Source organism: Paenibacillus enshidis, assembly GCF_042136365.1.
GTDB classification, from domain to species: Bacteria; Bacillota; Bacilli; order Paenibacillales; family Paenibacillaceae; genus Paenibacillus; species Paenibacillus enshidis.
The window spans coordinates 16,848-42,837 of the sequence record NZ_JBHHMI010000032.1 but is presented as its reverse complement, the minus strand read 5'-3'; the positions used below and the strand labels follow the sequence as shown (position 1 = coordinate 42,837).

General features: G+C 49.4%; 28 protein-coding genes and 1 tRNA gene. 3 read left to right on the top strand and 26 right to left on the bottom strand.

Features of this window, described 5'->3' with window-relative positions; all coding sequences use genetic code 11:
• Nucleotide 1: 1 nt before the first annotated feature.
• The 17 genes from rplI to rpsF all read right to left on the bottom strand — a co-directional run bounded on the left by rplI (nt 2) and on the right by rpsF (nt 16,388).
• Nucleotides 2-445, bottom strand: a complete 444-nt coding sequence (rplI, locus tag ACE41H_RS22275) for a 50S ribosomal protein L9 (RefSeq protein ID WP_375357759.1) — start codon at nt 443-445, stop codon at nt 2-4.
• Nucleotides 442-2,436, bottom strand: coding sequence for a DHH family phosphoesterase (locus ACE41H_RS22270; protein ID WP_375357758.1), 1,995 nt, complete (start codon nt 2,434-2,436; stop codon nt 442-444). Before ACE41H_RS22270 ends, rplI begins: the two co-directional genes overlap by 4 nt.
• A gap of 11 nt (nt 2,437-2,447) precedes the next feature.
• The gene (locus ACE41H_RS22265) at nt 2,448-3,362 is read right to left on the bottom strand and encodes a DUF2232 domain-containing protein (RefSeq protein ID WP_375357757.1); all 915 of its coding nucleotides are present in this window, start codon (nt 3,360-3,362) and stop codon (nt 2,448-2,450) included.
• A gap of 6 nt (nt 3,363-3,368) precedes the next feature.
• Nucleotides 3,369-3,671 carry a MazG-like family protein gene (locus ACE41H_RS22260; RefSeq protein ID WP_375357756.1) on the bottom strand — a complete coding sequence of 101 codons (303 nt, stop codon included), beginning with the start codon at nt 3,669-3,671 and terminating at the stop codon, nt 3,369-3,371.
• Nucleotides 3,672-3,823: 152 nt separating this feature from the next.
• Nucleotides 3,824-4,252 carry a CBS domain-containing protein gene (locus ACE41H_RS22255; protein ID WP_375357755.1) on the bottom strand — a complete coding sequence of 143 codons (429 nt, stop codon included), beginning with the start codon at nt 4,250-4,252 and terminating at the stop codon, nt 3,824-3,826.
• Between the two features lie 118 nt (nt 4,253-4,370).
• Entirely contained in the window at nt 4,371-5,423 is a 1,053-nt protein-coding gene (locus ACE41H_RS22250; protein WP_375357754.1) for an LCP family protein, read from the bottom strand.
• A gap of 352 nt (nt 5,424-5,775) precedes the next feature.
• A complete protein-coding gene (locus ACE41H_RS22245) occupies nt 5,776-6,726 on the bottom strand; it encodes a D-alanyl-D-alanine carboxypeptidase family protein (RefSeq protein WP_375357753.1) in 951 nt (316 codons plus the stop codon).
• 78 nt (nt 6,727-6,804) lie between these two features.
• Nucleotides 6,805-7,797, bottom strand: coding sequence for an ABC transporter ATP-binding protein (locus ACE41H_RS22240; RefSeq protein ID WP_375357752.1), 993 nt, complete (start codon nt 7,795-7,797; stop codon nt 6,805-6,807).
• On the bottom strand, nt 7,794-8,810 hold the full coding sequence (locus ACE41H_RS22235) for an ABC transporter ATP-binding protein (RefSeq protein ID WP_375357767.1): 1,017 nt from the start codon (nt 8,808-8,810) through the stop codon (nt 7,794-7,796). The genes ACE41H_RS22240 and ACE41H_RS22235 overlap by 4 nt, the downstream gene beginning before the upstream one ends.
• Before the next feature lie 32 nt (nt 8,811-8,842).
• Nucleotides 8,843-9,808 carry an ABC transporter ATP-binding protein gene (locus tag ACE41H_RS22230; RefSeq protein ID WP_375357751.1) on the bottom strand — a complete coding sequence of 322 codons (966 nt, stop codon included), beginning with the start codon at nt 9,806-9,808 and terminating at the stop codon, nt 8,843-8,845.
• Nucleotides 9,805-10,788: an ABC transporter ATP-binding protein gene (locus ACE41H_RS22225; protein WP_375357750.1), complete on the bottom strand. Its 984-nt coding sequence runs from the start codon at nt 10,786-10,788 to the stop codon at nt 9,805-9,807. Before ACE41H_RS22225 ends, ACE41H_RS22230 begins: the two co-directional genes overlap by 4 nt.
• 39 nt (nt 10,789-10,827) lie before the next feature.
• Nucleotides 10,828-11,751, bottom strand: coding sequence for an oligopeptide ABC transporter permease (gene opp4C, locus ACE41H_RS22220; RefSeq protein ID WP_375357749.1), 924 nt, complete (start codon nt 11,749-11,751; stop codon nt 10,828-10,830).
• Between the two features lie 54 nt (nt 11,752-11,805).
• Nucleotides 11,806-12,771 (bottom strand): ABC transporter permease, encoded by a 966-nt coding sequence (locus ACE41H_RS22215; protein WP_375357748.1) that lies wholly within the window; start codon nt 12,769-12,771, stop codon nt 11,806-11,808.
• Nucleotides 12,772-12,843: 72 nt separating this feature from the next.
• The gene (locus ACE41H_RS22210) at nt 12,844-14,592 is read right to left on the bottom strand and encodes an ABC transporter substrate-binding protein (protein ID WP_375357747.1); all 1,749 of its coding nucleotides are present in this window, start codon (nt 14,590-14,592) and stop codon (nt 12,844-12,846) included.
• Nucleotides 14,593-15,282: 690 nt separating this feature from the next.
• Entirely contained in the window at nt 15,283-15,552 is a 270-nt protein-coding gene (rpsR, locus tag ACE41H_RS22205) for a 30S ribosomal protein S18 (protein ID WP_355323004.1), read from the bottom strand.
• Between the two features lie 20 nt (nt 15,553-15,572).
• The gene (ssb, locus tag ACE41H_RS22200) at nt 15,573-16,055 is read right to left on the bottom strand and encodes a single-stranded DNA-binding protein (RefSeq protein WP_375357746.1); all 483 of its coding nucleotides are present in this window, start codon (nt 16,053-16,055) and stop codon (nt 15,573-15,575) included.
• A gap of 48 nt (nt 16,056-16,103) precedes the next feature.
• The gene (gene rpsF, locus ACE41H_RS22195; protein WP_375357745.1) at nt 16,104-16,388 is read right to left on the bottom strand and encodes a 30S ribosomal protein S6; all 285 of its coding nucleotides are present in this window, start codon (nt 16,386-16,388) and stop codon (nt 16,104-16,106) included.
• A gap of 196 nt (nt 16,389-16,584) precedes the next feature.
• On the opposite strand from rpsF, the gene ACE41H_RS22190 reads away from it, so the two are divergent.
• Together ACE41H_RS22190 and ACE41H_RS22185 are read left to right on the top strand one after the other, a co-directional pair.
• The gene (locus ACE41H_RS22190) at nt 16,585-16,779 is read left to right on the top strand and encodes a YjzC family protein (RefSeq protein WP_375357744.1); all 195 of its coding nucleotides are present in this window, start codon (nt 16,585-16,587) and stop codon (nt 16,777-16,779) included.
• A gap of 347 nt (nt 16,780-17,126) precedes the next feature.
• Nucleotides 17,127-17,444 carry a hypothetical protein gene (locus ACE41H_RS22185; RefSeq protein WP_375357743.1) on the top strand — a complete coding sequence of 106 codons (318 nt, stop codon included), beginning with the start codon at nt 17,127-17,129 and terminating at the stop codon, nt 17,442-17,444.
• A gap of 148 nt (nt 17,445-17,592) precedes the next feature.
• Here the strand turns inward: ACE41H_RS22185 and ACE41H_RS22180 are convergent.
• The 3 genes from ACE41H_RS22180 to ACE41H_RS22170 all read right to left on the bottom strand — a co-directional run bounded on the left by ACE41H_RS22180 (nt 17,593) and on the right by ACE41H_RS22170 (nt 18,908).
• A tRNA-Ser gene (locus ACE41H_RS22180) sits at nt 17,593-17,683 on the bottom strand.
• 66 nt (nt 17,684-17,749) lie between these two features.
• Nucleotides 17,750-17,971, bottom strand: coding sequence for a DUF951 domain-containing protein (locus ACE41H_RS22175; protein ID WP_375357742.1), 222 nt, complete (start codon nt 17,969-17,971; stop codon nt 17,750-17,752).
• The gene (locus tag ACE41H_RS22170; RefSeq protein WP_375357741.1) at nt 17,961-18,908 is read right to left on the bottom strand and encodes a mechanosensitive ion channel family protein; all 948 of its coding nucleotides are present in this window, start codon (nt 18,906-18,908) and stop codon (nt 17,961-17,963) included. The genes ACE41H_RS22175 and ACE41H_RS22170 overlap by 11 nt, the downstream gene beginning before the upstream one ends.
• Nucleotides 18,909-19,032: 124 nt before the next feature.
• On the opposite strand from ACE41H_RS22170, the gene yyaC reads away from it, so the two are divergent.
• Nucleotides 19,033-19,641, top strand: a complete 609-nt coding sequence (gene yyaC, locus ACE41H_RS22165) for a spore protease YyaC (protein WP_375357740.1) — start codon at nt 19,033-19,035, stop codon at nt 19,639-19,641.
• On the opposite strand, the gene ACE41H_RS22160 is transcribed toward yyaC, so the two are convergent.
• The 6 genes from ACE41H_RS22160 to mnmG form a co-directional block, all read right to left on the bottom strand.
• Nucleotides 19,592-20,113 (bottom strand): DUF4446 family protein, encoded by a 522-nt coding sequence (locus ACE41H_RS22160; protein ID WP_375357739.1) that lies wholly within the window; start codon nt 20,111-20,113, stop codon nt 19,592-19,594. The two genes, yyaC and ACE41H_RS22160, sit on opposite strands and share 50 nt — an antisense overlap.
• Nucleotides 20,114-20,403: 290 nt before the next feature.
• Nucleotides 20,404-21,246, bottom strand: coding sequence for a ParB/RepB/Spo0J family partition protein (locus ACE41H_RS22155; protein ID WP_375357738.1), 843 nt, complete (start codon nt 21,244-21,246; stop codon nt 20,404-20,406).
• The gene (locus ACE41H_RS22150) at nt 21,239-22,000 is read right to left on the bottom strand and encodes a ParA family protein (protein WP_375357737.1); all 762 of its coding nucleotides are present in this window, start codon (nt 21,998-22,000) and stop codon (nt 21,239-21,241) included. Before ACE41H_RS22150 ends, ACE41H_RS22155 begins: the two co-directional genes overlap by 8 nt.
• Nucleotides 22,001-22,117: 117 nt before the next feature.
• Nucleotides 22,118-22,936, bottom strand: a complete 819-nt coding sequence (gene noc, locus ACE41H_RS22145) for a nucleoid occlusion protein (RefSeq protein ID WP_375357736.1) — start codon at nt 22,934-22,936, stop codon at nt 22,118-22,120.
• Nucleotides 22,937-23,361: 425 nt separating this feature from the next.
• Nucleotides 23,362-24,093, bottom strand: a complete 732-nt coding sequence (rsmG, locus tag ACE41H_RS22140) for a 16S rRNA (guanine(527)-N(7))-methyltransferase RsmG (RefSeq protein ID WP_375357735.1) — start codon at nt 24,091-24,093, stop codon at nt 23,362-23,364.
• On the bottom strand, nt 24,093-25,979 hold the full coding sequence (gene mnmG / locus ACE41H_RS22135) for a tRNA uridine-5-carboxymethylaminomethyl(34) synthesis enzyme MnmG (RefSeq protein WP_375357734.1): 1,887 nt from the start codon (nt 25,977-25,979) through the stop codon (nt 24,093-24,095). Before mnmG ends, rsmG begins: the two co-directional genes overlap by 1 nt.
• Nucleotides 25,980-25,990 lie beyond the last annotated feature (11 nt).

The window sequence follows — 25,990 nt, the reverse complement described above, 5'->3', positions numbered from 1 at the left end:
ATTACTCTTCAGTCACCTGAACATTAAGAGTCGCCTTCACTTCCGGGTGAAGCTTGACCATCATTTGGGTCACGCCGAGCGTCCGGATCGGCTCCTCCAGTTCAATTTTCCGCTTATCCAGCTTTACGCCGCTGGACGCCAGCACATCCGCAATCTGCTTGGAGGTGATGGCCCCGAACAAACGGCCGCCTTCGCCGGCCTTCGCCTTCAGTTGCACAGTCATAGCCTCCAGCTTTTTGCCAAGCTCCTGGGCTTCCGCCTTCTCCTCCTGCTTGCGTCTTTCTTCCGCCGCATGTTGGTTCTCCATTACCTTCATGTTGCCTTCGGTTGCTGGACGCACCAGATTGCGGGGCAGCAGAAAATTCGTTGCATAACCATCCGATACTTCCTTAATCTGTCCTTTTTTGCCTTGACCCTTTACGTCTTTCAGAAAGATAACCTTCATTCGAATAACCCCTCTTCCCCTTCTATTTCAGCCAGTACTTCGGTCAGCCTGCGCTCCGCTTCCTCCAGTGAACAATCCAGCTGGACCGCCGCATTCGTCAGGTGGCCTCCGCCTCCCAGCCTTTCCATAACTACCTGTACATTCATGCGCCCGAGAGAACGGGCACTAATTCCCATCAAGCCGTCCGGACGTTCGCTGACGACGAAGGACGCCAATACGTCCGTCATATTGAGCAGCGTGTCCGCGACCTGAGCAATGAGCAGCTGCGGAATTTTCCGGCCGGGCTCGGTCACCGCCAGCGCAATGTGCCCATACAACATTTTAGCATGCTTGATGATTTCTGCCTTAGCAATATATTCATCCAGATCTTCTTTAAGCAGCCGTTGAATCATCACCGTATCCGCACCGCTTCTTCGGAGGAAGCCCGCCGCCTCAAAGGTCCGTGATCCGGTATGCAGGGAGAAGTGCTTGGTATCCACGGTAATACCGGCAAGCAGCGCCGTTGCTTCAAGGGGCGTAAATTGCACTTTGTCATGAATATACTGCAGCAGCTCCGTGACCAGCTCGCATGCCGAGGAGGCGTAAGGCTCCAGATAGATCAATACCGCGTCATTAATAAATTCTTCCCCGCGGCGGTGATGGTCGACAACGACCACGCGGCTTGCTTGCTTGACGAGCCGCGGCTCCATGGTCATCGACGCTTTGTGCGTATCCACCACGACCAGAAGGCTGTGCTCGCTCATCATCTGCATCGCCTGCTCCGGCGAAATGAATGCGCCTGCCAGCACCTCCTCCTTGTTCACCTGGTCCATCAGGCGGGTGATCGACGGATTCGACCTATCCAGTACGATATGTGTGTCCACGTTGAACAACGAGGCCGCCTTCCACACGCCGATGGCAGCGCCGATAGCGTCCATATCGGGGTTCTTATGCCCCATAATAATCACCCGGTCGCTTTCCTGCATCAGATCACGCAGGGCATGGGCGATGACCCGCGCTCTTACCCTCGTCCGCTTCTCAACAGCATTGGATTTGCCTCCATAAAAGGACAGCCGCTGTCCCGCTTTCACGGCCGCCTGATCTCCGCCGCGTCCAAGCGCCATATCCAGACTGGATTGCGCCAGCTCGCCCAGCTCACTGATCGTCTCCGCTCCGAAGGCAAGGCCGATGCTCAGCGTCATCGGCACCTTAAGATCCGCCGTCATTTCACGCACGGTGTCCAAAATCACGAAGCGGCTCTGCTCCAGTTCGGCCAGTGACTTGTAGCTGAGCATCATAAGATAGCGCTCCGAGGAGAGCCGGCGCAGATAAACGCCGTACTGCTTCGCCCAGGACGTAATCTCGCTGGATACCTTGGCAATCAGTGCCGTCCGCTGCTGGTCATCCATGCTTTGGGATGCCTCATCCAGATTATCTAGAAGTACGATCCCGATGGCGAGACGCTCGTTCTCGTATTTATCCCTCAGTACAGCCAGCTCCGTAATTTCATAGAGGTAGACAAGCCTTTCATCCGGAATGACGAGGAAGCGGTAAAACCTGCTGTCATGCTGCAGTTCGACCTGATGCTCCTTCACCGCTTCCTTGCTGTCCTTGTCCTTCCTGGCCTGCAGGACGCCGACCAGCTGCGGAAACAGTTCCTGCAGCGGCTCCCCGATCAAGGACTGCTCCACGAACAGATCTGCGGCAAACTTGTTAGTCCACTCCACCGAACGGTCCTCGCTGTAGAGAATGATCCCGAACGGCAGTGTGTTGATCACTTCTCCCTCGACCCTTTTTACACGGAAAGAAAGACCGGTAATGTACTCCGACAGATCGTTTCTGAACCGCATCTCGGCCCGCAGCAGCACACCCCCCATGACAAAAGACAGCAGCAGACCGATTACGCCAAGCTTCCAGTTGTACCATGTCAGCGAAATGACCAGCAGCAGCAACAACAGAAACGCCCATACAGTATGATAGCCGTGCCAGCGTTGCTGAAGAAATTTAGGCATGACTCTTCACCCTACCTCTTCGATCTTGTAATGGCTTCACGCAATGGAAAGGCTAAGTCGATAATGCCGATGATGCGCAGCGGATGAATAAGCAGCACGATCCCTGCGAACACGAAGGAAAGCACCGGATTCCATTTGCGGGCATGCACGAAAAAAAAGATGAATCCGATGGTCTGGATCAGGAAACAAATATTGATCAGCGGAATAAGATTGGCAGCAATCGTAGTCGCCCAGCCGCCATCCGATCCGTTGGCAATCCATTCTATGATGACGGCCAGCAGATAATACCAAATTAGCGCACGCGGCAGTCTCCATTCGCGGGCAGGCTTCATTTTTGGCACCGCCATCCCCATGGAGCTCAGGATCGGCCTTGTCAACGCATGCGTAATGACAGCCATCGTAAACGAGGTGACAATCAGGGCGTACGGAATCATAAGCACCGTTACATCGGCGATATTCTTCGTTGCCGCGTCATCCCATGTCATTTGGGTAAGCGGGTTGTTGTTGGCCATATCCTGCAGCGGGGCCACCATTTCCGTTACGATTTGCCGGATATATTGGGACAGATCGAACTGAAAAAATAAGGTTCCCATCAGCAACAACAGCAAAAATTCGGCGATAATGACACCGGTGCCGATCATGAGGGTATGGAAGGCGGGTGCGCTTTTCTTGTAAGTTCTGCCCATGATTATCGCCGGAATCAAAAAGTATGCCATAGGAATCAAAAACAGCGGACTGATTATGGCAAGAATCAGCGCCACCGGTATGACACACATTACAAACTGCCTGAAGGGCTGGGACGCGAACAATACGGCACCGGGCACGATCAGGAAAAACGGGGTAAGAACCCTCAATGGAGTGAGCAATGATAATAGCAGCAGCAGATAGATGATGCTCCATACCACCGCAGCCACGCTTGATTTCAAATGTGTTCACCTCTTACGCATATGTTCTTCGAGTGCGGAAATATCCTGATACCAGTCTTCAAGCTGGTGGCCCTCCTGTCTGTGCTTTCTCAGTTTGTCGAGCAGCTGCTGATCCAGGTCGCTGTACGTGATACCCATCCGCCTGCCCAGAATATAAGTGCTCATGATCAGACTTGCCAGACTGTCTCCGATGCGGGAAGTGCTTCCTTCCCAAATTGCCCTGAACAAGCGCGACACCTGATCGAGTACTTCCGTCTTCAGCCATTCTATAACCTTTGCGCGTTTGGCTACATCCAGTTCTTTAGACATATAGTGAAGAGCCACATCCTTCTGAAAGAGCATTATTCTCCATTATAGCATAACCCAAGTTCATTACGAAGGAACACCCCGGCACGCAGAAGAAAAGCCCGCCTCGCCCTTGGAACCCTAGGCCAGCAGACTTTCCTCCAGCGATATTCCTTTTATCCGCCCGAATTCATGGATTCCCTTGATACAAATTTTTCACAATACTCGATGATTTGACTGCGTCTTACGATGCCTATAAAACGTTCCATGTCATCCACTACAGGAACAAAGTTTTGTACCTTGGCAAGATTGATCAGATCTTCCATATTCGCTTCAATCGAAACAGGCTTGATCTTTGCCCGCAACGGCACATCCTTAAGCAGAAACTTTGAAGCGTTCTCAAAAGTGATCAGCCCTTTTGAATTTTTCATGTGCCAGAGCAGATCCCCTTCCGTCACCGTTCCGAAATACTTTCCGTCTTTATCCAGAATCGGGACAGCTGTAAAGCGGTGATACTCCATGCGCTCCAGCGTTTGCCGCAGCGTAGAATCGGATGAAACATAGGCTACCTCCTGTTTGGGCAGCAGAAAAAATGCAATATTCATAAGAGCTCAATATCCTCCTTCAGATTCCCCGGACCCCCGTCCACTGTTCCACGAGGAACAAAATCAGCAGTCGGCGGACCGGCTGCTGATGAATGGACTGCTAATACGCTGTTTCGTTTCACTCAATTTCCTGGCGGTCCGGAAGCTTTAACGTCGCAGACGTTGTATTGGGGTCCATCCAGTTTTCAATGAGCGATTTGGCGTACTCCAGGTCTTCCTCGTTTGCTTTATCATAATAAGTGCCATTCATCTTTAACCCTTCTCCCATAATGGTGAAACTGGAGATTTGAGGTTTGGCCTGTGTCAATACCTGTCTGCCCAAATCCACAATAAACCTTGGCTGCATGTCTGTCTGGAAATTCTGTCCCATGATGTCCAGCAGCTCCGGTATTTGAGTGATCCCGTTAATGGTCAGTACTTTTTGGGCCAGCGCGTTCAGGAAAATTTGCTGGCGTTTCGTCCGGTTAAAATCACTATCCTCGCGGTAACGGACATAATACATCGCTTCTTCTCCATTATATACGGACTTGCCGCCTTCGATCTTGAACTGCACATGATTCGGATTCTTGTTCTCCATATCCTCTTCAATAGGCAGAGACACGCCTCCGACGGCATTCACGACATCCTGTATGGCCTGGAAATTGATGGTTGCATAATAATCAATTTTATTGTCCAGGAAATTCTCTACCGTATCGATGGACATTTCCTCCCCACCGTACGCATAGGCATGCGTAATTTTATCAAAGTCGTCCTGCCCATCATGGTCTGCATCCCTGCCAATGACCTGCACATACGTGTCACGGGGAACCGATACAAGAAGCACCCGCGATTCCTTCGGCCTGACCGCCGCAAACATGATCGTGTCCGAGCGTCCCCTGGTCTTCTCGTACGGACGCTTGTCAGAGCCTAGCAACAGCACGGAAAACGGCTTATCTTGATACGATACCGGCTCAGGGGCCGGCAAATTGCCCCCGCCTCGCGGCTGATAGGACTGCTGAAGCTTGCTCTCCAGCGTCGGGGAAATGAACCAATCAAAGGCAAGCGCCGTCAGCGGTTTACGGAACAAATATGCGCCTCCGGCCAGCAGGACAAGAACCAGGAGACCGATCAGCCAACCGTTTCCCCTCTTCTTCCTCCTTTTTCTTCTCTTTTCCGCAGATCTTTTCTCCATCGTATGATTCCTTCTTCACATATAAAATAGAACTGCTCGTATGATCCACCCTATCAGCAGCAAGCCCGATAGTTATTTGCTTGCTTTTTCTCATTTGTTAAGCGTTATTCATGACATTGAAGCACATGGGGCTCTGTTACCAGCATAAGTTTTTATGCAGCCTTCTGTCAAAAACATAGGTCTTTTGACGGGATCAAGCCCTCCCTATTGTAATCTCGTTGATGGAAAAAGGGAATGCCCTTTTCTTTTAGTATATTCCAATATATATGCACAATAATGCATTATTCACGCCGGACCCTACAAAAAAAGGTTTTGCCCAGGGGCAAAACCTGATTGCAATTTTAAAAAAATCTCACAGTTCGGATAATTCAGGAGCCAAATAACTCCAGCTCAAGAGGCGATCCTTAAGCGACGGCTCGAAGTCAAAACCGTAATCAAACAATTTGCGCGTCTCCTCAAATCGCTCCTCCCGGCTTGACGCACCCATGACGACCGCGATCAGCCGTTTCCCGTTCTTCTCCGCTGTGCCGGTAAAGCAGTATCCCGCTTCAGCCGTATATCCAGTCTTTAATCCGTCCGTACCTGTATATGAGTAAGGCCCGTCCAACGAAGAAAGCATCCAGTTCGTGTTGCTGAGATACAGCCCTTTGCCTTTCAGCTCCATCTGGGTGAGACTGGATGTGCTCAGAATTTCGGGATGGGAGGAAAGCAGATAGGAAGTCAGCTTCGCCGTATCTGCGGCTGTCATCCGTGTATTTCCATGGATATTTGCCGGGTGATTCAGACCAAGCTCCTGCTGTTCCGCTCCGGAAGCATTGGCAAAGTATGTACCATTAGAGAGCCCAATCTTCGCCGCCTTCTCATTCATCCGCTGTACAAAAGCGGCCTCCGAGCCGGACAAATGCTCAGCGAGTGACACGGCCGCGTCATTCGCCGAGTAGATTACCATGCTCTGGAACAGCTCGCTGACGGTCATAAATTCCCCATGACGCAGGGACAGATTCACACCGCCTACCGTGCTCGCATAACGGCTGATGGTGACTTCATCGCTCCAATTCACCTTTCCCGCAGCAACATCCTCCAGCACCAGCAGTTCTGTCATGAGCTTGGCCATGCTTGCGGATGGAAGGGGCTTCCCGCCGTTCACGTCCATCAGCACTTTGCCTGTTCGCAGGTCCAGCAAAACTACGGCTTCCGCACGCACATCAGGCTTGCCGATCAGCACGATCGGGTAGGCCGCCAAAAATATAGTTACTATTAACGCCGGGATAAACACCCAGCGGAACCATCGCATTTTCATCATCGTCCAACCCCCATATCTATTAGACGATGGAAAAGGCCATTTTGTCTGCAATTTCTGAAAAAAAATCTAATAAATTTTTTAATTCATTTCAGCCGCGACACCCAGCGGGAAATGACAGGCTACCTGCCGCCCCGGCAGCACCTCTGTCAGCTTCGGCTCCTGCTGGCTGCATGTCTCCTGCGCCAGTGGGCAACGGGTATGGAACCGGCAGCCCGAAGGAGGATTGGCAGGAGATGGCACGTCGCCCGTCAGCACGATACGGTCCCGCTTCATCTTCGGATCGGGCCGCGGGATGGACGACATCAAAGCCGCCGTATAAGGATGAAGAGGCTGGGCGAACAGCTCTTCCGTGGTCGACACCTCTACCAGTTTGCCCAGGTACATCACACCTACACGGTCTGAAATATGACGGACGACATTCAGTCCATGGGCAATGAACAGGAAGGTCAAGCCCAGCTCCCGCTGCAGCTTCATCATCAGATTGAGTACCTGGGATTGTACAGACACATCCAATGCGGATACCGCTTCATCCGCAACGATAAATTTCGGGTTCAAGGCAATCGCCCGGGCGATGCCTACCCGTTGGCGCTGGCCACCGGAAAATTCATGCGGATACCGGTTACGCCGCGAGGCGTCCAGGCCAACCAGTTCCATCAGCTCAATAACACGCTCGTCGATCTCCTTGGCCGACATGCGGCGGTGCACCAGCAGCGGTTCACCGATAATTTCCCGTACTGTAAAACGGGGATTCAGCGAGGCAAACGGGTCCTGGAACACAATCTGCATTTCCTCCCGCAGCTCCCGCAGCTTGCCTTCAGGCAGCTTATGGATATCCGTCCCCTGGAAGCGCACTTCCCCCTCCGTAGCCTCCTGCAAGCGCAGAATGACACGGCCAAGGGTGGACTTTCCGCAGCCGGATTCTCCAACCAAACCGAAGGTTTCCCCTTTGCGGATCGCCAGAGACACATCGTCGACCGCCTTCACATGACCAGTTACCCGATTGAACAGCCCGCTTTGAATCGGGTAGTATTTTTTCAAATGATCCACTTCAATTAAAAATTCGGTGCTCATACATGCTCACTCCGTTTCTCCAGTTCACTGCCCTGCTCCTGACCGTCAAACAGCCAGCATACTGCCCTCTGATCCTTGCCGATCTGGAAGGACGGAGGTTCCTTCTCCCTGCAAATGTCCATCGCATGCGGACAGCGAGGATGAAAGCGGCAGCCGGACGGGAGTTGACCGAGCGAGGGGATGCTGCCCTGAATCGTGAACAGTTCATTTCCGCGCTCCCCTTCCAGCCCTGGAATGGACTTCAGCAGCCCCAAGGTATACGGGTGACCGGGATGTTCGAAAATCTCCTCAACCGAGCCCTCCTCCACGATAGCTCCGGCATACATGACGGCAATCCGGTCCGCCATCTCCGCTGCCACGCCCATGTCATGCGTAATCAGCAAAATGGACATGCCGATTTCCTCCTGCAGCTTGCGGAGCAGATCGAGAATCTGGGCTTGTACCGTTACATCCAGCGCGGTCGTTGGCTCGTCGGCGATCAGCAGCTCCGGACGGCAGGCCAGGGCAATGGCAATGACGACCCGCTGGCACATACCGCCGGACAGCTCATGCGGGTACTGCTTGGCGCGAACTTCAGGCGCAGGAATGCCAACCATGCGCAGCAGATCGACAGCTTCCTTCCAGGCCTGCTTCTCGCTCTTCTTTTGATGCAGCTTAAGGCTTTCCGCGATTTGCTCCCCTACGGTAAACACCGGATTCAGCGAAGACATCGGGTCCTGAAAAATCATGGCAATCCGGTTGCCGCGAATATGTCTCATTTCCTCCTGGCTTTTCTCGGCCAGATTCTCGCCGTGAAACAGAATGCTGCCCTCCAGCAGCTTGCCGCCTGCATAATCAATCAGCCGCATGACGGAATGAGAGGTGACGCTTTTTCCGCTGCCGGATTCCCCAACAAGGCAGAGGGTCTTCCCCTTTTCCAAGGTCAGGCTGACCCTGTCCGTGGCATTGATCCATCCTTTTTCCGCTTTAAAGCCGGTCGTTAGTTGATTAATTTCCAGTATTTTCTCTGTCACCTTGCAATGATCCCCTTTCATTGAACTACCTCTTATACAAAATGGCATGCTACAAAATGTTCTCCTCCTACATCTCTGTAGGCCGGCACCTCCTGTCTGCATTGATCCGCCGCGAGCGGGCAGCGTGTGTGAAATTTGCAACCTGAAGGCGGGTGGGCCGGACTGGGGATGTCCCCCTGCAGCACGATCCGCTGCCTCCGTACCGTTGGGTCCGGGATCGGTACGGCCGACAGCAGCGCCTTGGTATACGGATGCAGCGGGTTGCTGAAAAGCTCCTCCTTGCCGGCCATTTCCACCATGGAGCCGAGATACATGACGCCAATGTGTGTGCACAGGTGCTGCACCACGCTAAGATCATGGGAAATGAACAGATAGGTCAATTGCCGGTCCTGCTGCAGATCACTGAGCAAATTGATAATTTGCGCCTGAATGGACACATCCAGCGCCGATACCGGCTCATCCGCCACGATAAAGTCCGGATTCATAATCAAGGCGCGGGCGATGCCGATCCGCTGCCGTTGCCCGCCCGAAAATTCGTGCGGGAACCTGTCATAATGATAGGCTGACAGCCCGCAGATGCGCAGCGTCTCATGCACCCGCTCCCGCAGCTCGGCGCGCTTGATCAGCCCATGGTCGAGCAGGGCCTCTCCGATGGCTTCACCTACCTTAATCCGGGGATTCAGGGAGCTGAAGGGGTCCTGGAATACGATCTGCATTTTCGGACGCAGGCGGCGGATTTTCTCCTTGGTCAAAGCATGAATGTCCTCGCCCTGGTAGAGCACCTCGCCGTCGGTTTTGTCCGTCAGCCTCAAAATGGTGCGCCCAATGGTGCTCTTGCCGCAGCCGGATTCACCGACCAAGCCGAAAGATTCTCCTTTATGGATGCGAAACGATACATCGTCAACCGCCTTGACATCCCCTACCCTACGCTGGAGGATGCCGCCGGTGATCGGATAGTATTTCTTGAGCCGGTTTACCTCGATCAGCGCTTCGCTCATGACGGTCTCCCCCCTTCCTCCCCGTACAGCCAGCAGGCCACCTTGTGGCCCTGCCTGTCGGTACGAAGCGGGGGAGCTTTCTCCCTGCATGTTTGCATGCAAAATTCACAGCGCTCGTGAAAATGGCAGTTGTTTTCCAGATCAAGCGGGTTAGGCACCTGGCCTGGTATCGAATAAAGCCTCTCTTGTCTTTGGTTGATCACAGGCTTGGCTTTCAGCAGCCCCTGTGTATATGGGTGCTTCGGACTCTTGAATAGATCGAACACCGAAGCTTCCTCAATCACATTTCCGGCATACATCACCACGACATAATCGGCCATTTCAGCCACAACCCCCAGATCATGCGTAATCAGCATAATCGAGGTTTTCATTTTGGCCTTCAGGTCACGCATCAAATCCAGAATCTGCGCCTGAATGGTCACGTCCAGCGCCGTGGTCGGCTCATCCGCGATCAGCAGCTTAGGGTTGCAGCTCAGAGCTATCGCAATCATAATGCGCTGCCGCATGCCACCGCTCAGCTCATGCGGATAGGATTTAAAAATAACTTCCGGGCGGGAAATCCCCACCAGCCTGATCAGTTCAATCGCGCGTTCCTTCGCTTCCCTGTTGCTCATCAGCGTATGCATCAAGAGCGGCTCCATGATCTGTTCGCCAATCGTTAACACGGGATTCAACGAGGACATGGGCTCCTGAAAAATAATGGAGATCTCATTGCCGCGAATTCTCTGCATCTGCTTCATATTGAGTGACAGCAGATTCTGTCCCTCAAACCAGATTTCCCCCTCAGAGTTATGCGGGGAGTCGATCAGACGCATCATTGTCATGGCCGTAACGCTCTTGCCGCAGCCGGATTCACCCACAACACACAGCGTCTCGCCTTCCCTGATTTTAAAGCTGACGTCATTGACGGCCTTGACGACTCCGTTCGAGGTATGAAAATGAGTTTTCAAATGACGAAATTCAACCAATGCATTCTCCATAAGCATCGTCTCCTTCCCGGGAATAACCTCAGCCACAGCCTATCTTTTCATTTTGGGGTCCAGCGCGTCACGCAGCCCGTCACCGATCAGATTGATCGCTACGACGGTAACCAATATACACATGCCTGGCGGAATCCAGAGCCATGGACGTTTGCGGAAATCGATCAGATTGTTGGCAGCCGAAATCATATTGCCCCATGAAGGCGTAGGCGGAACGACACCGATACCGAGAAAGCTCAGCGCGGATTCGGTAATAATCGCACCCGCGACACCCAGGGTAGCCGTGACGATAATCGTCGGAATCGTATTGGGCAGAAGATGTCGGAAAATTTTACGGCGGTCGCGAAGTCCCAACGCTTCAGTAGCCTGCATGAACTCCTGCTCACGAAGTGTCAAAATCTGTCCCCGGACGAGCCGGGACAGCGTGGTCCAACTCAATGCCCCGATGATCAGCATCAGAAAATAGATCCGGTTCACCGGGTTAATCTTCAAATCCGACAATACCGCCCCCAGAATAATAAGCAGCGGCAGTTGCGGGAGCGACATAAATATATCGGCGACACGCATGATCAATGTATCTACACTTCTCCGGTAAAATCCGGCCAATGAGCCCAGCGTCGCCCCAATCACCACAGAAATCGCTGTTGCGACCAGTCCCACAGTCAATGAAATCTGGCCTGCCAGCATCGTCCGCAGCAGGATGTCTCTGCCCAGCTTATCCGTGCCAAGCCAGTGGTCAGCGCTCGGCGCCTCGTTCTTGTGAGCGAGGCTGTAATCATTCACGTTGTAAGGGGACAGCCGGGGGCCGATAAAGCTGATCAACACCATGATGACAAGGATCACCAGCCCCATGAGAGCCAGCCGGTTGCGTATGAAGCGACGCATCGCCATTCTCCATGGAGACTCTTCACGGCGCACGGGAGTCTTCTGATTCATTTCAACGGACACCGTTTCACTGGACAACCGAATCCCTCCTATCGTCAGAGATGAGCTTGAGCCATATATTCCACCAAAGCTTTACTTTAAGCGGATGCGCGGATCCGCCACCCCGTACAGAACATCAGACAACAGGTTGCCCAGCAGCGTCAGAATGGCCAAAAAAATAGTGAAGCCCAGCATGAACGGATAATCCCGCATCGTGATCGATTCCAGATAGACCTGCCCGACACCCGGCCAGACGAATACCTTCTCCAGAATGATGGCCCCTCCGAACAGCGCCGGCAGCTCGAAGCCCAGCAGTGTAATGGCCGGAATCAGCGCGTTGCGCAAAGCATGCTTGAAGATAACGGCCCGTTCCTTCAAGCCTTTGGCCCGTGCGGTCCGTATGTAATCCTGACGGATGACCTCAAGCATGCTGGTGCGGAAATAGCGGGTCAGGCTGCCCGTGCTGAGCATCGTTAAGACGAGCACCGGCAAAAACATATGCTTCGCCACATCCAGCACGTATGTCCAGCTGCCTGCATGACTTTGCCCCGCCGTGGTCATTCCCCCGACCGGGAAAAGGCCAAGATCAAGCGCAAAAATTTTGATCAGCAAGAGACCTATGAAAAAGGACGGCAAAGACATGCATAAGAAAATAAAAAGCGTCACAAGCTTATCAAACAGCGAATATTGAAACTTGGCGGAAAACACACCTGCAAATACGGCGATGATCCAGCTGAAGATGAGGCTGAAAAAGGCGATGATCACGGAGTTCCATACATAATTGCTGATCACCTGGGTAACCGGCTGCTTGTGCTGCAGCGATTCCCCCATATTGCCCTGCAGCATATTGCCCGCCCATATGAAATACCGTTTATATTCCGGCTGATCCAGGCCGTAAATATGCCGGAGCTGGGCCTCCTTCTCGGCCGTCATGTTCGGATTGTCTTTACCCGTAATATAATCTCCCGGCACCATGGCGGAGATCGCGAACACGATGATGGAGATACCAATCAGGGTAGGGATCATCTGCAGCAGCCTGCGTAAGATATACTGCTTCATGGCAAGACTCCTCCCGGCTCATAAGTGATATGCCCAGCCCGGTGTGAGCTGAGCATATTTGGATCTTTCCGGCTATTGGGCAATTTGCATACTATATAAGCTATATTCAAAGTCTTTGAAAGGAGAAATATCAAACCCCGACAGTCGCCCATTGATCGGCCACATATCCCTGCGCTGGTACATGAAGATGACCGGCAAATCCTTGTTTAGCTCCTGATAAAGCTGTTTGTACAGATCTTTACGCTTTTCCTGATCCAGTTCCTTCTTGGCAGCCAGTGTCAGTTCATCCACCTTGGCGTTGGAATAACCGATATCATTCTGCGCACCATCCGTAATATAGACAGTCGTATCCGGATCTGGTTCCAAGCTCCAGGCCGCAAAGAACATGTCGAAGTTACCTGTATCCTTTTTGTCCATGATAGCGTTAAAGTCCAGCGTCTCAGACGTGAGATCAATGCCCAGTTCCTTATAATTGTTCGTCATGATCGGCAACAGTGCGTCTATCACCGGGTTGTCGGCGGTAGCGGAGAAATTAATCTTGAACTTCTCGCCGTCTTTTTCGCGGATTCCATCCGCGCCAGCCTTCCATCCGGCTTCATCCAACAACTGTTTGGCCTTTTCCATATCAAATGAATAAGTTTCGACCCCTTCTTCCGTGTACGCCCAAGACTCCGTGGATTGCGGGATATTCAGCACGTTGGCGTATGGCCCATAGATCCCCTGCACAATCTCCTCCCGGTTAAGGCCGATAGTCAACGCCTGACGAACCTTCGGATCCTGGAATTTTTTCTCCTTGTGGTTAAAAGCAATATATCCGTAGCCGTTGGTCGGCATAATATGCACATTCAAAAATCCGAGTGAAGTCAACTCCTCCACATTGTCCTCGGTGACGGTTATGTTATCCATATCCGTTTCGCCCGTTTGCAGCATGGATAAGCTGGTTCCTTCCGTTGTCGTTTTGAAGATGACCGTTTTCACTTTTGGTGCACCCTTAAAGTAGTTCGGGTTTGCCTCAAGCACGACTTCCTGACCTGGCGAAAAGCTTTTCAGCACATATTGTCCGGAGCCGAGGGGCTTGTTGTGCAGTGCCTTGATTCCGTCCAGTTTGCCTTTGGTGTAATTCTTGCCGTAATAGCTTTCAGGCATCATCGGCAAATCCCCAAGGAAATCCCTTGTATATGCCGTTGCCTCTGTTACAGTAATCTCGATGGTATTGTCGTCAATGACTTTAACGCCCGATATGTCCTTGGCATCTCCTTCAAAATAATCCCGGCCGCCTGCGATGTTAAAGGCCAGCGCATCGATCTCCCCATCGTACGCCGGGTCATGCAGTATCTTCATCACGAAGGCAAAATCTTTAGCTGTTACGGGTGTACCGTCACTATAGGTGACCCCCGGCTTCAGATGAAATGTATATTTGAGACCGTCCTTGGAAACATCAACGCTTTCCGCAAGATTCTCTGTGTATGTACCGTCCTTCTCTACAATCAGTAACGTATCAAATACTGTTCTTGCTACATAATCGTCATATACGGTTTGGCGGAATAGCGGATTAAATACCCCCTTCGGAGCTGTCATACCTACAACGACCGTATCCGCACGCTGCTTTGCCAAATCCGGATTCAGTGACATGTCCGCTGCTTCAATGACCCCTTCACTTGCAGGCTCGGCTGTTTCGTTTGTCTTTGTAGCCTCTGTCGCCGGTTCAGCTGAGTCCGTAGTCTGGGCCTCACCCCCGCCCCCCAATGCGCAGGCTGTCAGCATCGAGCCGATCAGAGCAATCATCAAGACCATATAAAACCATTTTCTCATGTTTAGCATGCGGTAATTTCCCCCTTCAGTAAGCATGAACTACTTACATGATAATTTGGGCCTGCAAACTTGCAGACAAAGAAGGTGAAACACAAGCTCTGGACTTAACCACAATAGATGAAAAAATGCCCCCTAAGCAGAAGCGGGGAAATACAAGCATAAGCTAATCTCATATGAATTCTTGGTGATTGTTGCAGGTGAAACCTGGATACTGTGCGCTGCACCTCCTCTACTCTTGATGCAAAGAAACTGTTGACCTATAAACCGTTGGTCAATTACAACAAGCAGCTAACCTTATCCTTTAATTATGATTCATCTTACAGTGTCAATTTACTTTACGTCAATATATTTTTTGAAAGTTAAAGCCAACATTGTTTATAAAAAAATGGAATGTTGCGCCATCATTCAGGACCATTAAAAGTATTTGATTAACATGTATATCACATCAAAGGTTAAAAATTTAAACTTACATGTAATCATATGCCTGAATCAATGGATCATATTGAAGGGTCATTATAGTGGGATTCATGCGAAGTTACAGCTGTGAATGGAATTTGGATAGAATTGGATTAGTAATAACTTACAATGTCATGTAACTTCTGTCAAGCATGTCTGTAGAGTGAATCGGAGAAAATCTCTTTTATTCAGCAAAAAGGCGCCCTCTCACAGAGGACGCCTTTTGTTGCTGCTGATATGCTATTACTCCGTAGTGTACGGAAGCAGAGCGATTTGACGGGAACGTTTGACTGCGATAGTCAGCATACGCTGGTATTTCGCGCTTGTTCCAGTCACACGACGAGGCAGGATTTTACCGCGCTCGCTGATAAATTTTTTCAGCAGATCCGTATCTTTATAGTCAATGTGAGTAATTTTGTTCACAGTGAAATAGCATACTTTACGACGCTTGTTGCGACCGCGACGAGCCGGTCTTTTGTTATCGTCTCCGCCTTCTCTTTGTCTGAAGCCCATTCTGTGTCAGTCCTTTCGTATTAAAATGGCAAATCATCATCCGAAATATCAATCGGCTTACCGTCATCGGAAAAAGGATCTTGATTGTTCCGCGTATAATTCCCGTTCCCATTCCCGCGTCCGCCGCCTCCGTAAGAAGGCTCCTCACGCATAGCTCCGCCACCGCTGCTGTTGCCGCCTTCACGGTTCGACTCCAGGAAACGGACATTATCAGCGACCACTTCAGTAACGTATACCCGTTTACCTTCGTTGTTCTCATAGTTCCGTACCTGAATGCGTCCTTCAACAGCCGTCAGACGGCCTTTGCGAAGATAATTGGCGCAGGTTTCCGCAAGCTGGCGCCAGGTAACGACCGGAATGAAATCCGCTTCCCGTTCCCCGCCTTGACTTGTAAACGGACGGTCCACAGCCAGCGTAAACTGGGTTACTGCCACACCGGATGGTGTATAGCGCAGTTCAGGATCTTTGGTTAAGCGACCAATCAGAATGACACGGTTCAACAATCTAATCCCCTCCTTTGAACGTTGTGCAACTACATCACCAGACGCTTATTAAGCAACGTCGTTCGTAATGAGATAACGAATGACTTCGTCAGAAATTTTCATTTGACGCTCCAGCTCGGCAACTACAGCAGGCTCTGCCGTAAAGTTAACCAGAACGAAGGAACCGTCACGAAACTTCTGAATCTCATACGCAAGACGGCGTTTCGTAATGTCGTGGTTTGTAATTTCACCACCGCCATTGGAGATGATACCTTGGTACTTCTCGACTGCAGCCTGAAGGGCTTCCTGATCAATGTCAGGGCGAACAATGTACATCACTTCGTATTTGCGCATTTCATACACCTCCTTATGGACATAAGGCCCTCAATCTTGGTTGAGAGCAAGGAACGAGCCTAAACTCGCACCAAAATAGTATACCAGATGAACATTTTCATTGCAACTCTAAAACACATGTTATCATCCAGTACGGGCAAAATACGTGTGGAGCTTTCAGAATCCAAATTTCAAGTGATACAAGGAGGTCCGCCATATGGGTGAAAAAACCGAATTTGAACCAGGGGACAAAGCGCCAAACAATGGAGTATATATGGAGGTTGGGGAAGCCAGCTTCCATACGGAAATCACAAATCCGCAGCAGGTGAAGCTCCATAAGGGAGAACCATTCCCCGAAACGACGAATAAAGACCGCAAATGGAAAAAGAAAACTAAAGCGCGGGTACATTAAATTATCATGTATAATGGGCTGCCTCCCTGCTCATAATATCATCAGGCGGTGCAGCAGAGAGGTGTGGTTCCGTTGGACAACGTAGCCGGACATGACTGTTGGAGGATCGACTCCAGGCATTAGAAGCAACAGAAAGTGCTTTTAGCACGGTATTGCCAGACAATGCGCTGGGTTTCAGGATGTTAGGGAAAGATCAAAATCCATTTATGCACCGCCGGACAGGAGGAGGGCCTTTGGGTCCTCCTTCTTGATGTTCATTGCTGCTCATGGTAGAATCTAGAAGGTTTACTTGGTTCGGATAGACTAAATCAACCGAACTATACATACTTGATAACGGGGGTTATCCAATGAGTATTTCCCGTGTTCTGAAGTGGATTTCCGGCATTCTGGAGCTTGGATTGGCCATACCGGTCATTGGTGGCTCTATCGTTATTTTCTCGGGTTACAGCACGCTTGGATTTATGTTTGTGCTGCATCTGATTACCGCTATTTTATCCGTGCGTAATCAGGAGCCCGCTTACGGATCTTGGTTTGGAATTATTGCCTCCCTGCTTGCCTGGATCCCGGTGATTGGTTGGCTGCTGCATCTCATTACAGGAATTTTATGTATCATTACAGCAATCAAGAAATCTTCCCGGTACAATTATCCGTCCAATCCATTTTAACTGATATTTATACAGGGCTTTTAAGGTAGTGAAAGCGAAGCTGAAGCATCCTCAATCGCAAGAAAAACATTCCATTTCCCTGCTAAGGATGCAAAAAAACCTTCCGGTTAAGCCGGAAGGTTTCATTATTCGATATTGTAGTAAGTAATGGCGGAAAGAGTGGGATTCGAACCCACGCACGCCTTGCGACGCCTAGCTGATTTCGAGTCAGCCCCCTTGGGCCTCTTGGGTACCTTTCCGCAGCAATACTTATTTTACCACAGAATGTATAACATTGCAACCAAAAAAAGCGGGGCTGCCGAATTTTACATGGATTCCGTTGGGTCGGTCTCCTTCGTTGCAGAGCACAGCACTTTTTTCATATTTTTTTCAAACTTTGCGCGCGGGATTAACACGCTGTGCTTGCATCCTACACATTTGATGCGGATATCCATACCCATCCGGATGATCTCCATTTCATTACTCCCGCAAGGATGAGGCTTCTTCATCTGGACGATATCCCCCAACTGGAATACTTTACGCTCCATTTTTCCGCTCCTCCTTCGCCTCTTCTGTGACTGCCATTTCCTCAATAGTCAGCTTTACCGCTTCTTCCTCTTCGAGGGCTTTTCTAACCTCTGTCTGAATTTCCCGCTGCACTACGGCATTTGTATTCGGACGGCATTCCGCAACCACTCTGACTACATACTCAGCCGTCGTCATGGATTGAACACCCAGCACGTCCGGAGGTGATGTCACTTTATAATTTCGCTCCTGAATGCCCTCTACGGCATTTTTCACCAATTGTATCGCCTCTTTGAGGCTTTTCTCCGTCTTGATCGGGATATCCACCACGGCTAATGAATTGGTTATAGAGAAGTTGGTTACCGTAGTAATCAGCCCGTTGGGGATAATATACACCTCTCCCTGCCAGCTTACCAGCCTTGTCGTCCGCAGGCCGATAACCTCCACCGTTCCTTTGTAAGTACCTGTCTGAATAACGTCACCTACTGCAAACTGATCCTCGAATATGATGAAAAAACCGGTGATCACATCTTTGACCAGACTTTGCGCACCGAAGCCGACCGCTAGTCCGATGACACCTGCACCAGCGATTAGAGGAGCGAGCTCGATGCCTATTTGTGATAAAACGAGCAAAATCAGAATAAAATTGGACACTACAGCCACCACATTTTTCAGCAGTTCGCCAATCGTAGTCATCCTCCGTGTATTCAAACGGATTCTTGCTCCCTCACGCCGTTCCATCACCTTATCGATCAATTTATAGATGATACGCATCCCGACCCGAGCAATAAAATAAATGACGGCTATTTTCAAGCAGACATATAAGAGATTTGTCCACATACTGACATCCGTCAACCAGGCCCAAATCTGATCCTTCCATTGAACAGCCTGCACTACCGCCTCATCTGCAGTATCTGTCCCATTGCTGTTCAGTATCTGCTGCAGCATACGGTTCTTCATCCTCTCCTGATAGCTCTCAACCTTCATTTATTTAAAGCTTATTCTCTCTACTGTGCCAAGTATAAAAGCAAGGAGTATTCCATATACTAGTTACTACTATATCGATGCAGGAAAGGAAGATATCATGAATCCTTCGTCCAGTACCGTCTCCAAAACGGAGCCATCCAGTCTTAAAATATCACACACCGATCCTGGAATCCAATCTGCCATTATCCATCGTTTATTATTTCACCTTCACCAGGCTCACAGTTTGAAAAATCTGGTCATCGTATGTGTCGGGACGGACCGGTCCACTGGAGATGCCTTGGGGCCACTGGTTGGGACAAGTCTTGCCCAAAGGAAAAGCCCGCTCTTTCATTTGTACGGTACACTTGACGAACCTGTGCATGCCGTGAATTTGCAGGAAACCTTAGACAAGATTCATCGTCTTCATGATGACCCTTTTATTATTGGCATTGATGCCTGTCTGGGGCAAAGCTCCAGCGTTGGCTGTATTCAGGTAGCGGAAGGGCCGCTGCGGCCTGGTGCTGGCGTTAATAAAGAATTGCCGCCTGTCGGCAATATCCATTTGACTGGCATTGTGAACGTAGGCGGCTTCATGGAATATTTTGTTTTGCAGAATACCAGGCTAAGTTTGGTTATGAAGCTCTCGGATATTATTTCCAAAGGTCTCTATTCAGCGATTACAGAGTGGCATTACCGTTCTGCGCCGCTTGCTGCGCAAGAGAAATAGCTTCTTTTTCTTCATCAGACAGCATATAGGAGGACGTGCCGCTTTGCACCGGCTTGGCATAAACATAGGAACCGTCCCTGTTATAAATGCCTGTAAGCACCATACCATCGCTTGTTTGATCCAGCAAAGCCAGCGAGAAGCTCAGCTCTCCTCCCCTTTCGTTAAAAGCATTGTAGCGGGTCAATCCAATATTGGCTTTCATTCCATTCATCTGGTGTCGAATAGCCTCCATCATGGACCGGCTTTTCTGCTGTTCGTCCTCAATAGAATCCATTTGCACTTTCAAATCAATTAACAGGGTCTCCAAATCATCTACACCGCTGCCTGACATCATAACCTCATATTTACGGCGCATTTTCCGCAGCTTTGCTCCTTGCACCATAACTATAATCAGCAGGATAAATATAAAGAATGCGATTCCCGTAATAAACAAGGATATTTGTTCCATAATTAGACCGTTTAATTCAGCCATTTGCCGCTTCTACCCCTCTGCCTTATTTAATTGTCCTGCTTTTCGCATTCGGCTTTTTTTGTGTCTCGTAACGAGGCCTAAGTTTTGGATTATCTTACCGACAGCGGAAGTATTATTGCATGTCACTGTAATACACCCATATTCCAACCTATTTCAGCAGGTAATTCGAAAATTTTGTTTAATGCCTGATTTGGACATAAGAATGACATATCCCTGCCATTTTTTCACTGGAGGTCGATATGTCATTTTTTTGCTTCTTTTTTTACACCCTGTATTTTTATTTAAGGAAATCACTGCAAGAGCTCCAGCAATCTTTCGAGATCCTGTTGACTGTAATAATTCAGTTCAATCTTCCCTTTGTCTTTATTATGTTTAATCTTCACGGTCGTTTTAAAGCGCTCACGCAAGTTCTCTTCTACATTTTCAATATACGGGTCTTTCTTTTTCTTCTTAAGCTTGCTCTTGTCGTCATCCTTCTTACGATCCAGGTTTTGGACAGCCTGCTCCAGTTCTCTGACACTCCAGTGCTGATCAATACACTGCATCGCCAGCTGCTTGAGAACCTGTTCATCTTTCAATCCGACAATCGCCCGCGCATGTCCCATAGACAACGTTCCACGTGAAACATAGTCTTTAACTTCATCAGGAAGGGAAAGCAATCTGAGGAAATTGGCAATGTGGGAGCGCGACTTCCCAACTTTCATGGATAATTCTTCCTGCGTAAGTGAGAACTGCTCCATTAACCCCTGGTATGCCACCGCCACTTCCATTGCGTTCAGGTTCTCTCTCTGAAGGTTTTCGATAAGAGCAATTTCCATGACCTGCTGGTCAGAGAAGTTTCGAACTACGGCTGGGACCGTGGTATTACCGCAATATTGGGAAGCTCTAAAACGGCGTTCACCGGCAATAATCTCGTATCCTTTCAGAACACTTCTTACGATAATCGGCTGAATTACACCATGCTGACGGATTGACTCAGCCAGTTCTTTAATCGCATCCTCTTCAAACGTTTTGCGCGGCTGGTAGGGATTGGCACGCAGCTGAGTTAGCGGGATATCCACTATTTTATCGTCATCACTGACCGTAAGAGATGGAATCAGGGCATCAAGGCCTTTTCCAAGTCTTTTACTCATAGGAAACCACTTCCTTTGCCAATTCAATATATACTTCCGCTCCACGTGAACGGGGGTCATAGGTAATGATGGATTGGCCGTGCGAAGGCGCTTCACTCAAACGAACATTACGTGGAATAATCGTTTGGTAAACTTTATTTTGAAAATACTTCTTGACCTCCTCGATAACTTGGATGCCAAGATTCGTACGTGCATCGAACATCGTTAAAAGCACACCTTCGATCTGCAGCGAAGTGTTCAAATGCTTCTGAACAAGTCTTACTGTGTTTAACAACTGGCTTAAACCTTCCAAGGCATAATATTCGCACTGTATAGGAATGATGACCGAATCAGCGGCTGTCAAAGAGTTGAGAGTCAGAATGCCCAAAGACGGCGGGCAATCAATCAGGATATAATCGTATTTATTCTTTACGAGCTGAAGAGACTTCTTCAGTCGAAGCTCACGGGAAATCGTGGGCACCAGTTCAATCTCGGCACCAGCTAACTGAATGGTGGCTGGGATGATATCCAACCCTTCCACCTGTGTAGACGTTATTGCTTCATTGGGATCAACCTCATTAATGAGCACATCATATATACAGTTAGGGACATCTGCTTTATTGATGCCTACTCCGCTGGTTGTGTTGCCCTGCGGGTCAATATCCACGAGCAGTACCCGTTTGCCGAGGGAAGCAAGTCCGGCGCCCAAATTAACGGAAGTGGTCGTTTTCCCTACTCCGCCCTTTTGATTGGCTACAGCTATAATTTTGGACAATTCGTTCACCTCATAATTTAATAGGGGATCTCTTGTAGTCATAATTTGTTCATCTGTACGCAGACAAGTTGTAGATAGAAAAAGCGGCAATCGCTGCCGCTTCTACGGTTCAATTACTCATTTGCGTTTTGGTATATGGATAACGATTTCGTAGTGGTCTTCATTGTCGGATTCTTTTGTCTTAATATCCAGTCCGGAGCCGGATACCATATCGATAGACTGCCTGATCGTATTCAGTGCCAGACGAACATCCTTGGTAAACGAAATACGTTTTGATTTTTTGATTTTGGAAGCTTCTTTATAATAAGCAATTCTCGCCTCCGTCTGCTTCACATTCAGTTCTTTGGCTATGATCTCGGAAAGCACCTTCTGCTGCAGTTCCTCATTATCCAATGAAAGCAAAGCCCGGGCATGCCTTTCGGTAATCTTGCGCTCCATCAGCGCTGTCTTGGCAGCTTCCGGCAGATTCAACAAACGAATTTTGTTGGCAATGGTGGATTGGCTTTTCCCGAGGCGCTGTGCAAGACTTTCCTGAGTCAGTTGATGCAGGTCAATCAATTTCTGATACGCTACAGCCTCTTCAATCGCTGTCAGCCCTTCTCGCTGCAAATTTTCGATTAACGCAATGGAAGCAGCTTGCGAATCATTAAATTCCCGGACAATGGCCGGGATGCTATCCATGCCAAGCTTCGTTACCGCACGCCAGCGCCGTTCACCCGCGATAATTTCATAACGGCCGTCTCGGGACCGCACAACAATCGGTTGAATTACGCCATGTGTTTTGATCGTCTGGCATAACTCATCAATCTTGTCGTCATCAAAGATCGTTCTGGGCTGGTAAGGGCTGCTTACAATATCATGGATCGGGATATTCTTGACCTCGTCCCCACTTGCACGCTCAGCGAAACCAAACAGCTTTGAAATTTGTTCTTTCATTCCGTATAATACCACCTAATTTCAAAATGGACATATCTCTGTGCCTGCCAATTGTTGGCCATCTCCACTTACCCGCTGCTGCCAATTTCAGGCGGCGTAAAATACAAAAACGGTTACTTCTATTCTATCACTTTTTTGCCTATAATCCTATCTGTTCCATTGCACGCTTTTTTCTTTTGAAACTATTATCCTATATGAAAGGGAAGTATCCCAAAATAACCGTCAATTAGGGCAAACTTTTTATGTGTTGTGAGGCGCTCCGAGAACGAAGCTGCTACGTGCGTATCTCTACTTAAAACAATGATCTCCTTCCCTGTTCTTAAACTTCTGTAATCATACAAGAAAGGGAATCTCTCTTTACAAAAGAAATTGCATTAAAAACCAAAAAAGAGGGAATGTTTCACGTGAAACACTCCCTCTTCATTCTAGATTTTGATTAACGGCATTTTCAATGGTGTTCCCGGTTTTCTTGGATATTTTCGGGGAGTATCACCCGTTTTATCAATCAGGATAATATGTCTGGCTGATTCCTCGATAGGCAATTGAAAAGCTTGAACCTCTCTCACCTTGCCATTAAGTTCCTTCAGGCTGAAAGCTGCCTCCTCCAGTTCCTCTGTTGGATCGATCCCTTTCATGGCGGTAAAGGTTCCTCCCTTGCGAGTAAAAGGAAGACAGAATTCATTCAGCACAGCAAGCTTTGCAACCGCTCTGGCGGTGACCAAATCATAGCTGTCACGATAGCCTGGCTTACGGCCTACCTCCTCCGCTCTTCCGTGAATCAATTCAACTTGCTGAAGCCCCGCCGATTCACAAAGATGCTGCAAAAAATTGATCCGCTTTTGCAGGGAATCGATAATGGTCAGCCGCAGATGCGGAAAACATATTTTCAAAGGTATTCCCGGAAAACCGGCACCGGAACCGATATCAGCCAGGTTTGAAACCTGATCCATATCTGCGTAAAAAGCCAATGATATAGAGTCATAAAAATGCTTTGTATATACCGCTTCACGTTCCGTAATCCCGGTGAGGTTCATCTTTTCATTCCAATCGACCAGTTCACGGAAATAAATCTCGAATTGTTCGAGCTGACGGTCATCAAGGTGAATTCCATGGCCTGCAAGCCTCTCCTGAAATTGCTGCTGAATAACGTCCGTCATTATGCTCTTGCCGCCTTCACCCGGTTATAATGCTCCAAATAGACAAGCAGAATAGAAATATCTGCAGGGGTTACGCCGGAAATCCGGGAAGCCTGCCCGATGGAAACGGGACGAATTGTGTGCAACTTCTGTTTGGCTTCCATGGCAAGACCTTGGATTTCGTTATAATCAATATCGTCAGGCAGTTTTTTCTTTTCCATCTTTTGCAGACGTTCTACATGCTGAAGCTGTTTCTCGATATAACCGGCATACTTGATCTGAATTTCTACCTGCTCCTTCATTTCTTCATCCAGTTCCAATGAGGAAGGTGAAATTTGCTCGATTTGCGCATAACCAATTTCCGGACGGCGCAGCATGTTCAGCAGATTGCTTCCATCCTGAATCGGCGCCGATCCAGCAGCTTCCAGCATGGCATTCACTTCTGCCGGACGAACCTTTACGGAAGCGAGACGTTCAACTTCCTGCTCCACTTTGTTTTTCTTATCCAGGAAGCTTTGGTAACGTTCGTCGGTGATCAATCCGATTTCATAGCCGATTGGTGTCAGACGCAGATCCGCATTGTCATGACGAAGCAACAAGCGGTACTCCGCACGTGATGTCAACAGGCGGTAAGGTTCATTCGTCCCTTTAGTTACCAGGTCATCGATCAATACGCCGATGTAGCCTTGGGAACGGTCCAGAATCACCGGTTCTTTGCCTTGTACTTTACGGGCAGCGTTAATACCAGCCATTATCCCCTGCCCTGCCGCTTCTTCGTAGCCGGAGGTGCCGTTGATCTGTCCAGCCGTGAACAGGCCCGGGAGGCGCTTCGTTTCCAGCGAAGGACGCAGTTGGGTTGGCACGATGGCGTCATACTCAATAGCATAACCATTTCGCATCATCTGCACATTTTCCATCCCTGGAATAGAACGGAGTACGGACAGCTGCACGTCCTCAGGCAAGCTTGTGGAAAGACCCTGGACATAATACTCCGATGTATTCTTTCCTTCAGGCTCCAGGAAAATTTGATGCTTCGATTTATCCGCGAAACGGACAACTTTATCTTCAATCGATGGACAGTAGCGCGGACCTGTTCCTTCAATGACACCGGAGAACATCGGTGCACGATGCAGGTTGTCATTGATAATTTGATGTGTTACCTCCGATGTATAAGTGAGCCAGCAAGGAAGCTGCTCATTATCAGAAGACTTCGTTTCATACGAGAAAAACTTCGGCTTGTCATCACCCGGTTGAATCTCGGTTTTGCTGAAATCAATACTGTCTTTATGCACACGCGGCGGTGTGCCTGTTTTGAATCGAACCAGCTCAAACCCAAGTTCACGCAGATTCTCCGCCAAACGTACGGAAGGCTGCTGGTTGTTCGGGCCACTTTCATACATCAACTCACCCATAATAATTTTGCCGCGCAGGTAGGTACCTGTGGTCAGCACTACAGCATTCGCCCGGTATTCCGTACCTGTTTTCGTAATGACACCGACGCACTGTCCATCTTCAACGATCAGCTCTTCCACCATACCTTGACGCATTGTCAGGTTAGGTTCCAGCTCCAACGTTTCCTTCATCGTATGCTGGTAAGAAAACTTATCCGCTTGTGCACGCAGCGCATGCACCGCCGGACCCTTTCCAGTATTCAACATCCGCATTTGAATAAAAGTTTTATCAATATTGCGTCCCATTTCTCCGCCAAGCGCATCGATCTCACGTACAACATGGCCTTTGGCCGGTCCCCCGATCGACGGGTTGCACGGCATAAACGCTACCATATCCAGGTTAATTGTAATCATAAGCGTCTTCACACCCATTCGGGCTGCCGCAAGTGCCGCTTCGACTCCAGCGTGTCCGGCACCTACGACAATTACATCATAGCTGCCGCCATGGTATCCCATTTCTTTCTCCT

Excerpts from the sequence above, each read along its gene's own strand:
- rplI (WP_375357759.1), bottom strand. The coding sequence starts at position 445 with ATGAAGGTTATCTTTCTGAAAGACGTAAAGGGTCAAGGCAAAAAAGGA.
- ACE41H_RS22270 (WP_375357758.1), bottom strand. The coding sequence starts at position 2,436 with ATGCCTAAATTTCTTCAGCAACGCTGGCACGGCTATCATACTGTATGG.
- ACE41H_RS22260 (WP_375357756.1), bottom strand. The coding sequence starts at position 3,671 with ATGTCTAAAGAACTGGATGTAGCCAAACGCGCAAAGGTTATAGAATGG.
- ACE41H_RS22255 (WP_375357755.1), bottom strand. The coding sequence starts at position 4,252 with ATGAATATTGCATTTTTTCTGCTGCCCAAACAGGAGGTAGCCTATGTT.
- ACE41H_RS22250 (WP_375357754.1), bottom strand. The coding sequence starts at position 5,423 with ATGGAGAAAAGATCTGCGGAAAAGAGAAGAAAAAGGAGGAAGAAGAGG.
- ACE41H_RS22245 (WP_375357753.1), bottom strand. The coding sequence starts at position 6,726 with ATGATGAAAATGCGATGGTTCCGCTGGGTGTTTATCCCGGCGTTAATA.
- ACE41H_RS22240 (WP_375357752.1), bottom strand. The coding sequence starts at position 7,797 with ATGAGCACCGAATTTTTAATTGAAGTGGATCATTTGAAAAAATACTAC.
- ACE41H_RS22230 (WP_375357751.1), bottom strand. The coding sequence starts at position 9,808 with ATGAGCGAAGCGCTGATCGAGGTAAACCGGCTCAAGAAATACTATCCG.
- ACE41H_RS22225 (WP_375357750.1), bottom strand. The coding sequence starts at position 10,788 with ATGGAGAATGCATTGGTTGAATTTCGTCATTTGAAAACTCATTTTCAT.
- ACE41H_RS22215 (WP_375357748.1), bottom strand. The coding sequence starts at position 12,771 with ATGAAGCAGTATATCTTACGCAGGCTGCTGCAGATGATCCCTACCCTG.
- ACE41H_RS22210 (WP_375357747.1), bottom strand. The coding sequence starts at position 14,592 with ATGCTAAACATGAGAAAATGGTTTTATATGGTCTTGATGATTGCTCTG.
- rpsR (WP_355323004.1), bottom strand. The coding sequence starts at position 15,552 with ATGGGCTTCAGACAAAGAGAAGGCGGAGACGATAACAAAAGACCGGCT.
- rpsF (WP_375357745.1), bottom strand. The coding sequence starts at position 16,388 with ATGCGCAAATACGAAGTGATGTACATTGTTCGCCCTGACATTGATCAG.
- ACE41H_RS22190 (WP_375357744.1), top strand. The coding sequence starts at position 16,585 with ATGGGTGAAAAAACCGAATTTGAACCAGGGGACAAAGCGCCAAACAAT.
- ACE41H_RS22185 (WP_375357743.1), top strand. The coding sequence starts at position 17,127 with ATGAGTATTTCCCGTGTTCTGAAGTGGATTTCCGGCATTCTGGAGCTT.
- ACE41H_RS22175 (WP_375357742.1), bottom strand. The coding sequence starts at position 17,971 with ATGGAGCGTAAAGTATTCCAGTTGGGGGATATCGTCCAGATGAAGAAG.
- ACE41H_RS22170 (WP_375357741.1), bottom strand. The coding sequence starts at position 18,908 with ATGAAGAACCGTATGCTGCAGCAGATACTGAACAGCAATGGGACAGAT.
- yyaC (WP_375357740.1), top strand. The coding sequence starts at position 19,033 with ATGAATCCTTCGTCCAGTACCGTCTCCAAAACGGAGCCATCCAGTCTT.
- ACE41H_RS22160 (WP_375357739.1), bottom strand. The coding sequence starts at position 20,113 with ATGGCTGAATTAAACGGTCTAATTATGGAACAAATATCCTTGTTTATT.
- ACE41H_RS22155 (WP_375357738.1), bottom strand. The coding sequence starts at position 21,246 with ATGAGTAAAAGACTTGGAAAAGGCCTTGATGCCCTGATTCCATCTCTT.
- noc (WP_375357736.1), bottom strand. The coding sequence starts at position 22,936 with ATGAAAGAACAAATTTCAAAGCTGTTTGGTTTCGCTGAGCGTGCAAGT.
- rsmG (WP_375357735.1), bottom strand. The coding sequence starts at position 24,093 with ATGACGGACGTTATTCAGCAGCAATTTCAGGAGAGGCTTGCAGGCCAT.
- mnmG (WP_375357734.1), bottom strand. The coding sequence starts at position 25,979 with ATGGGATACCATGGCGGCAGCTATGATGTAATTGTCGTAGGTGCCGGA.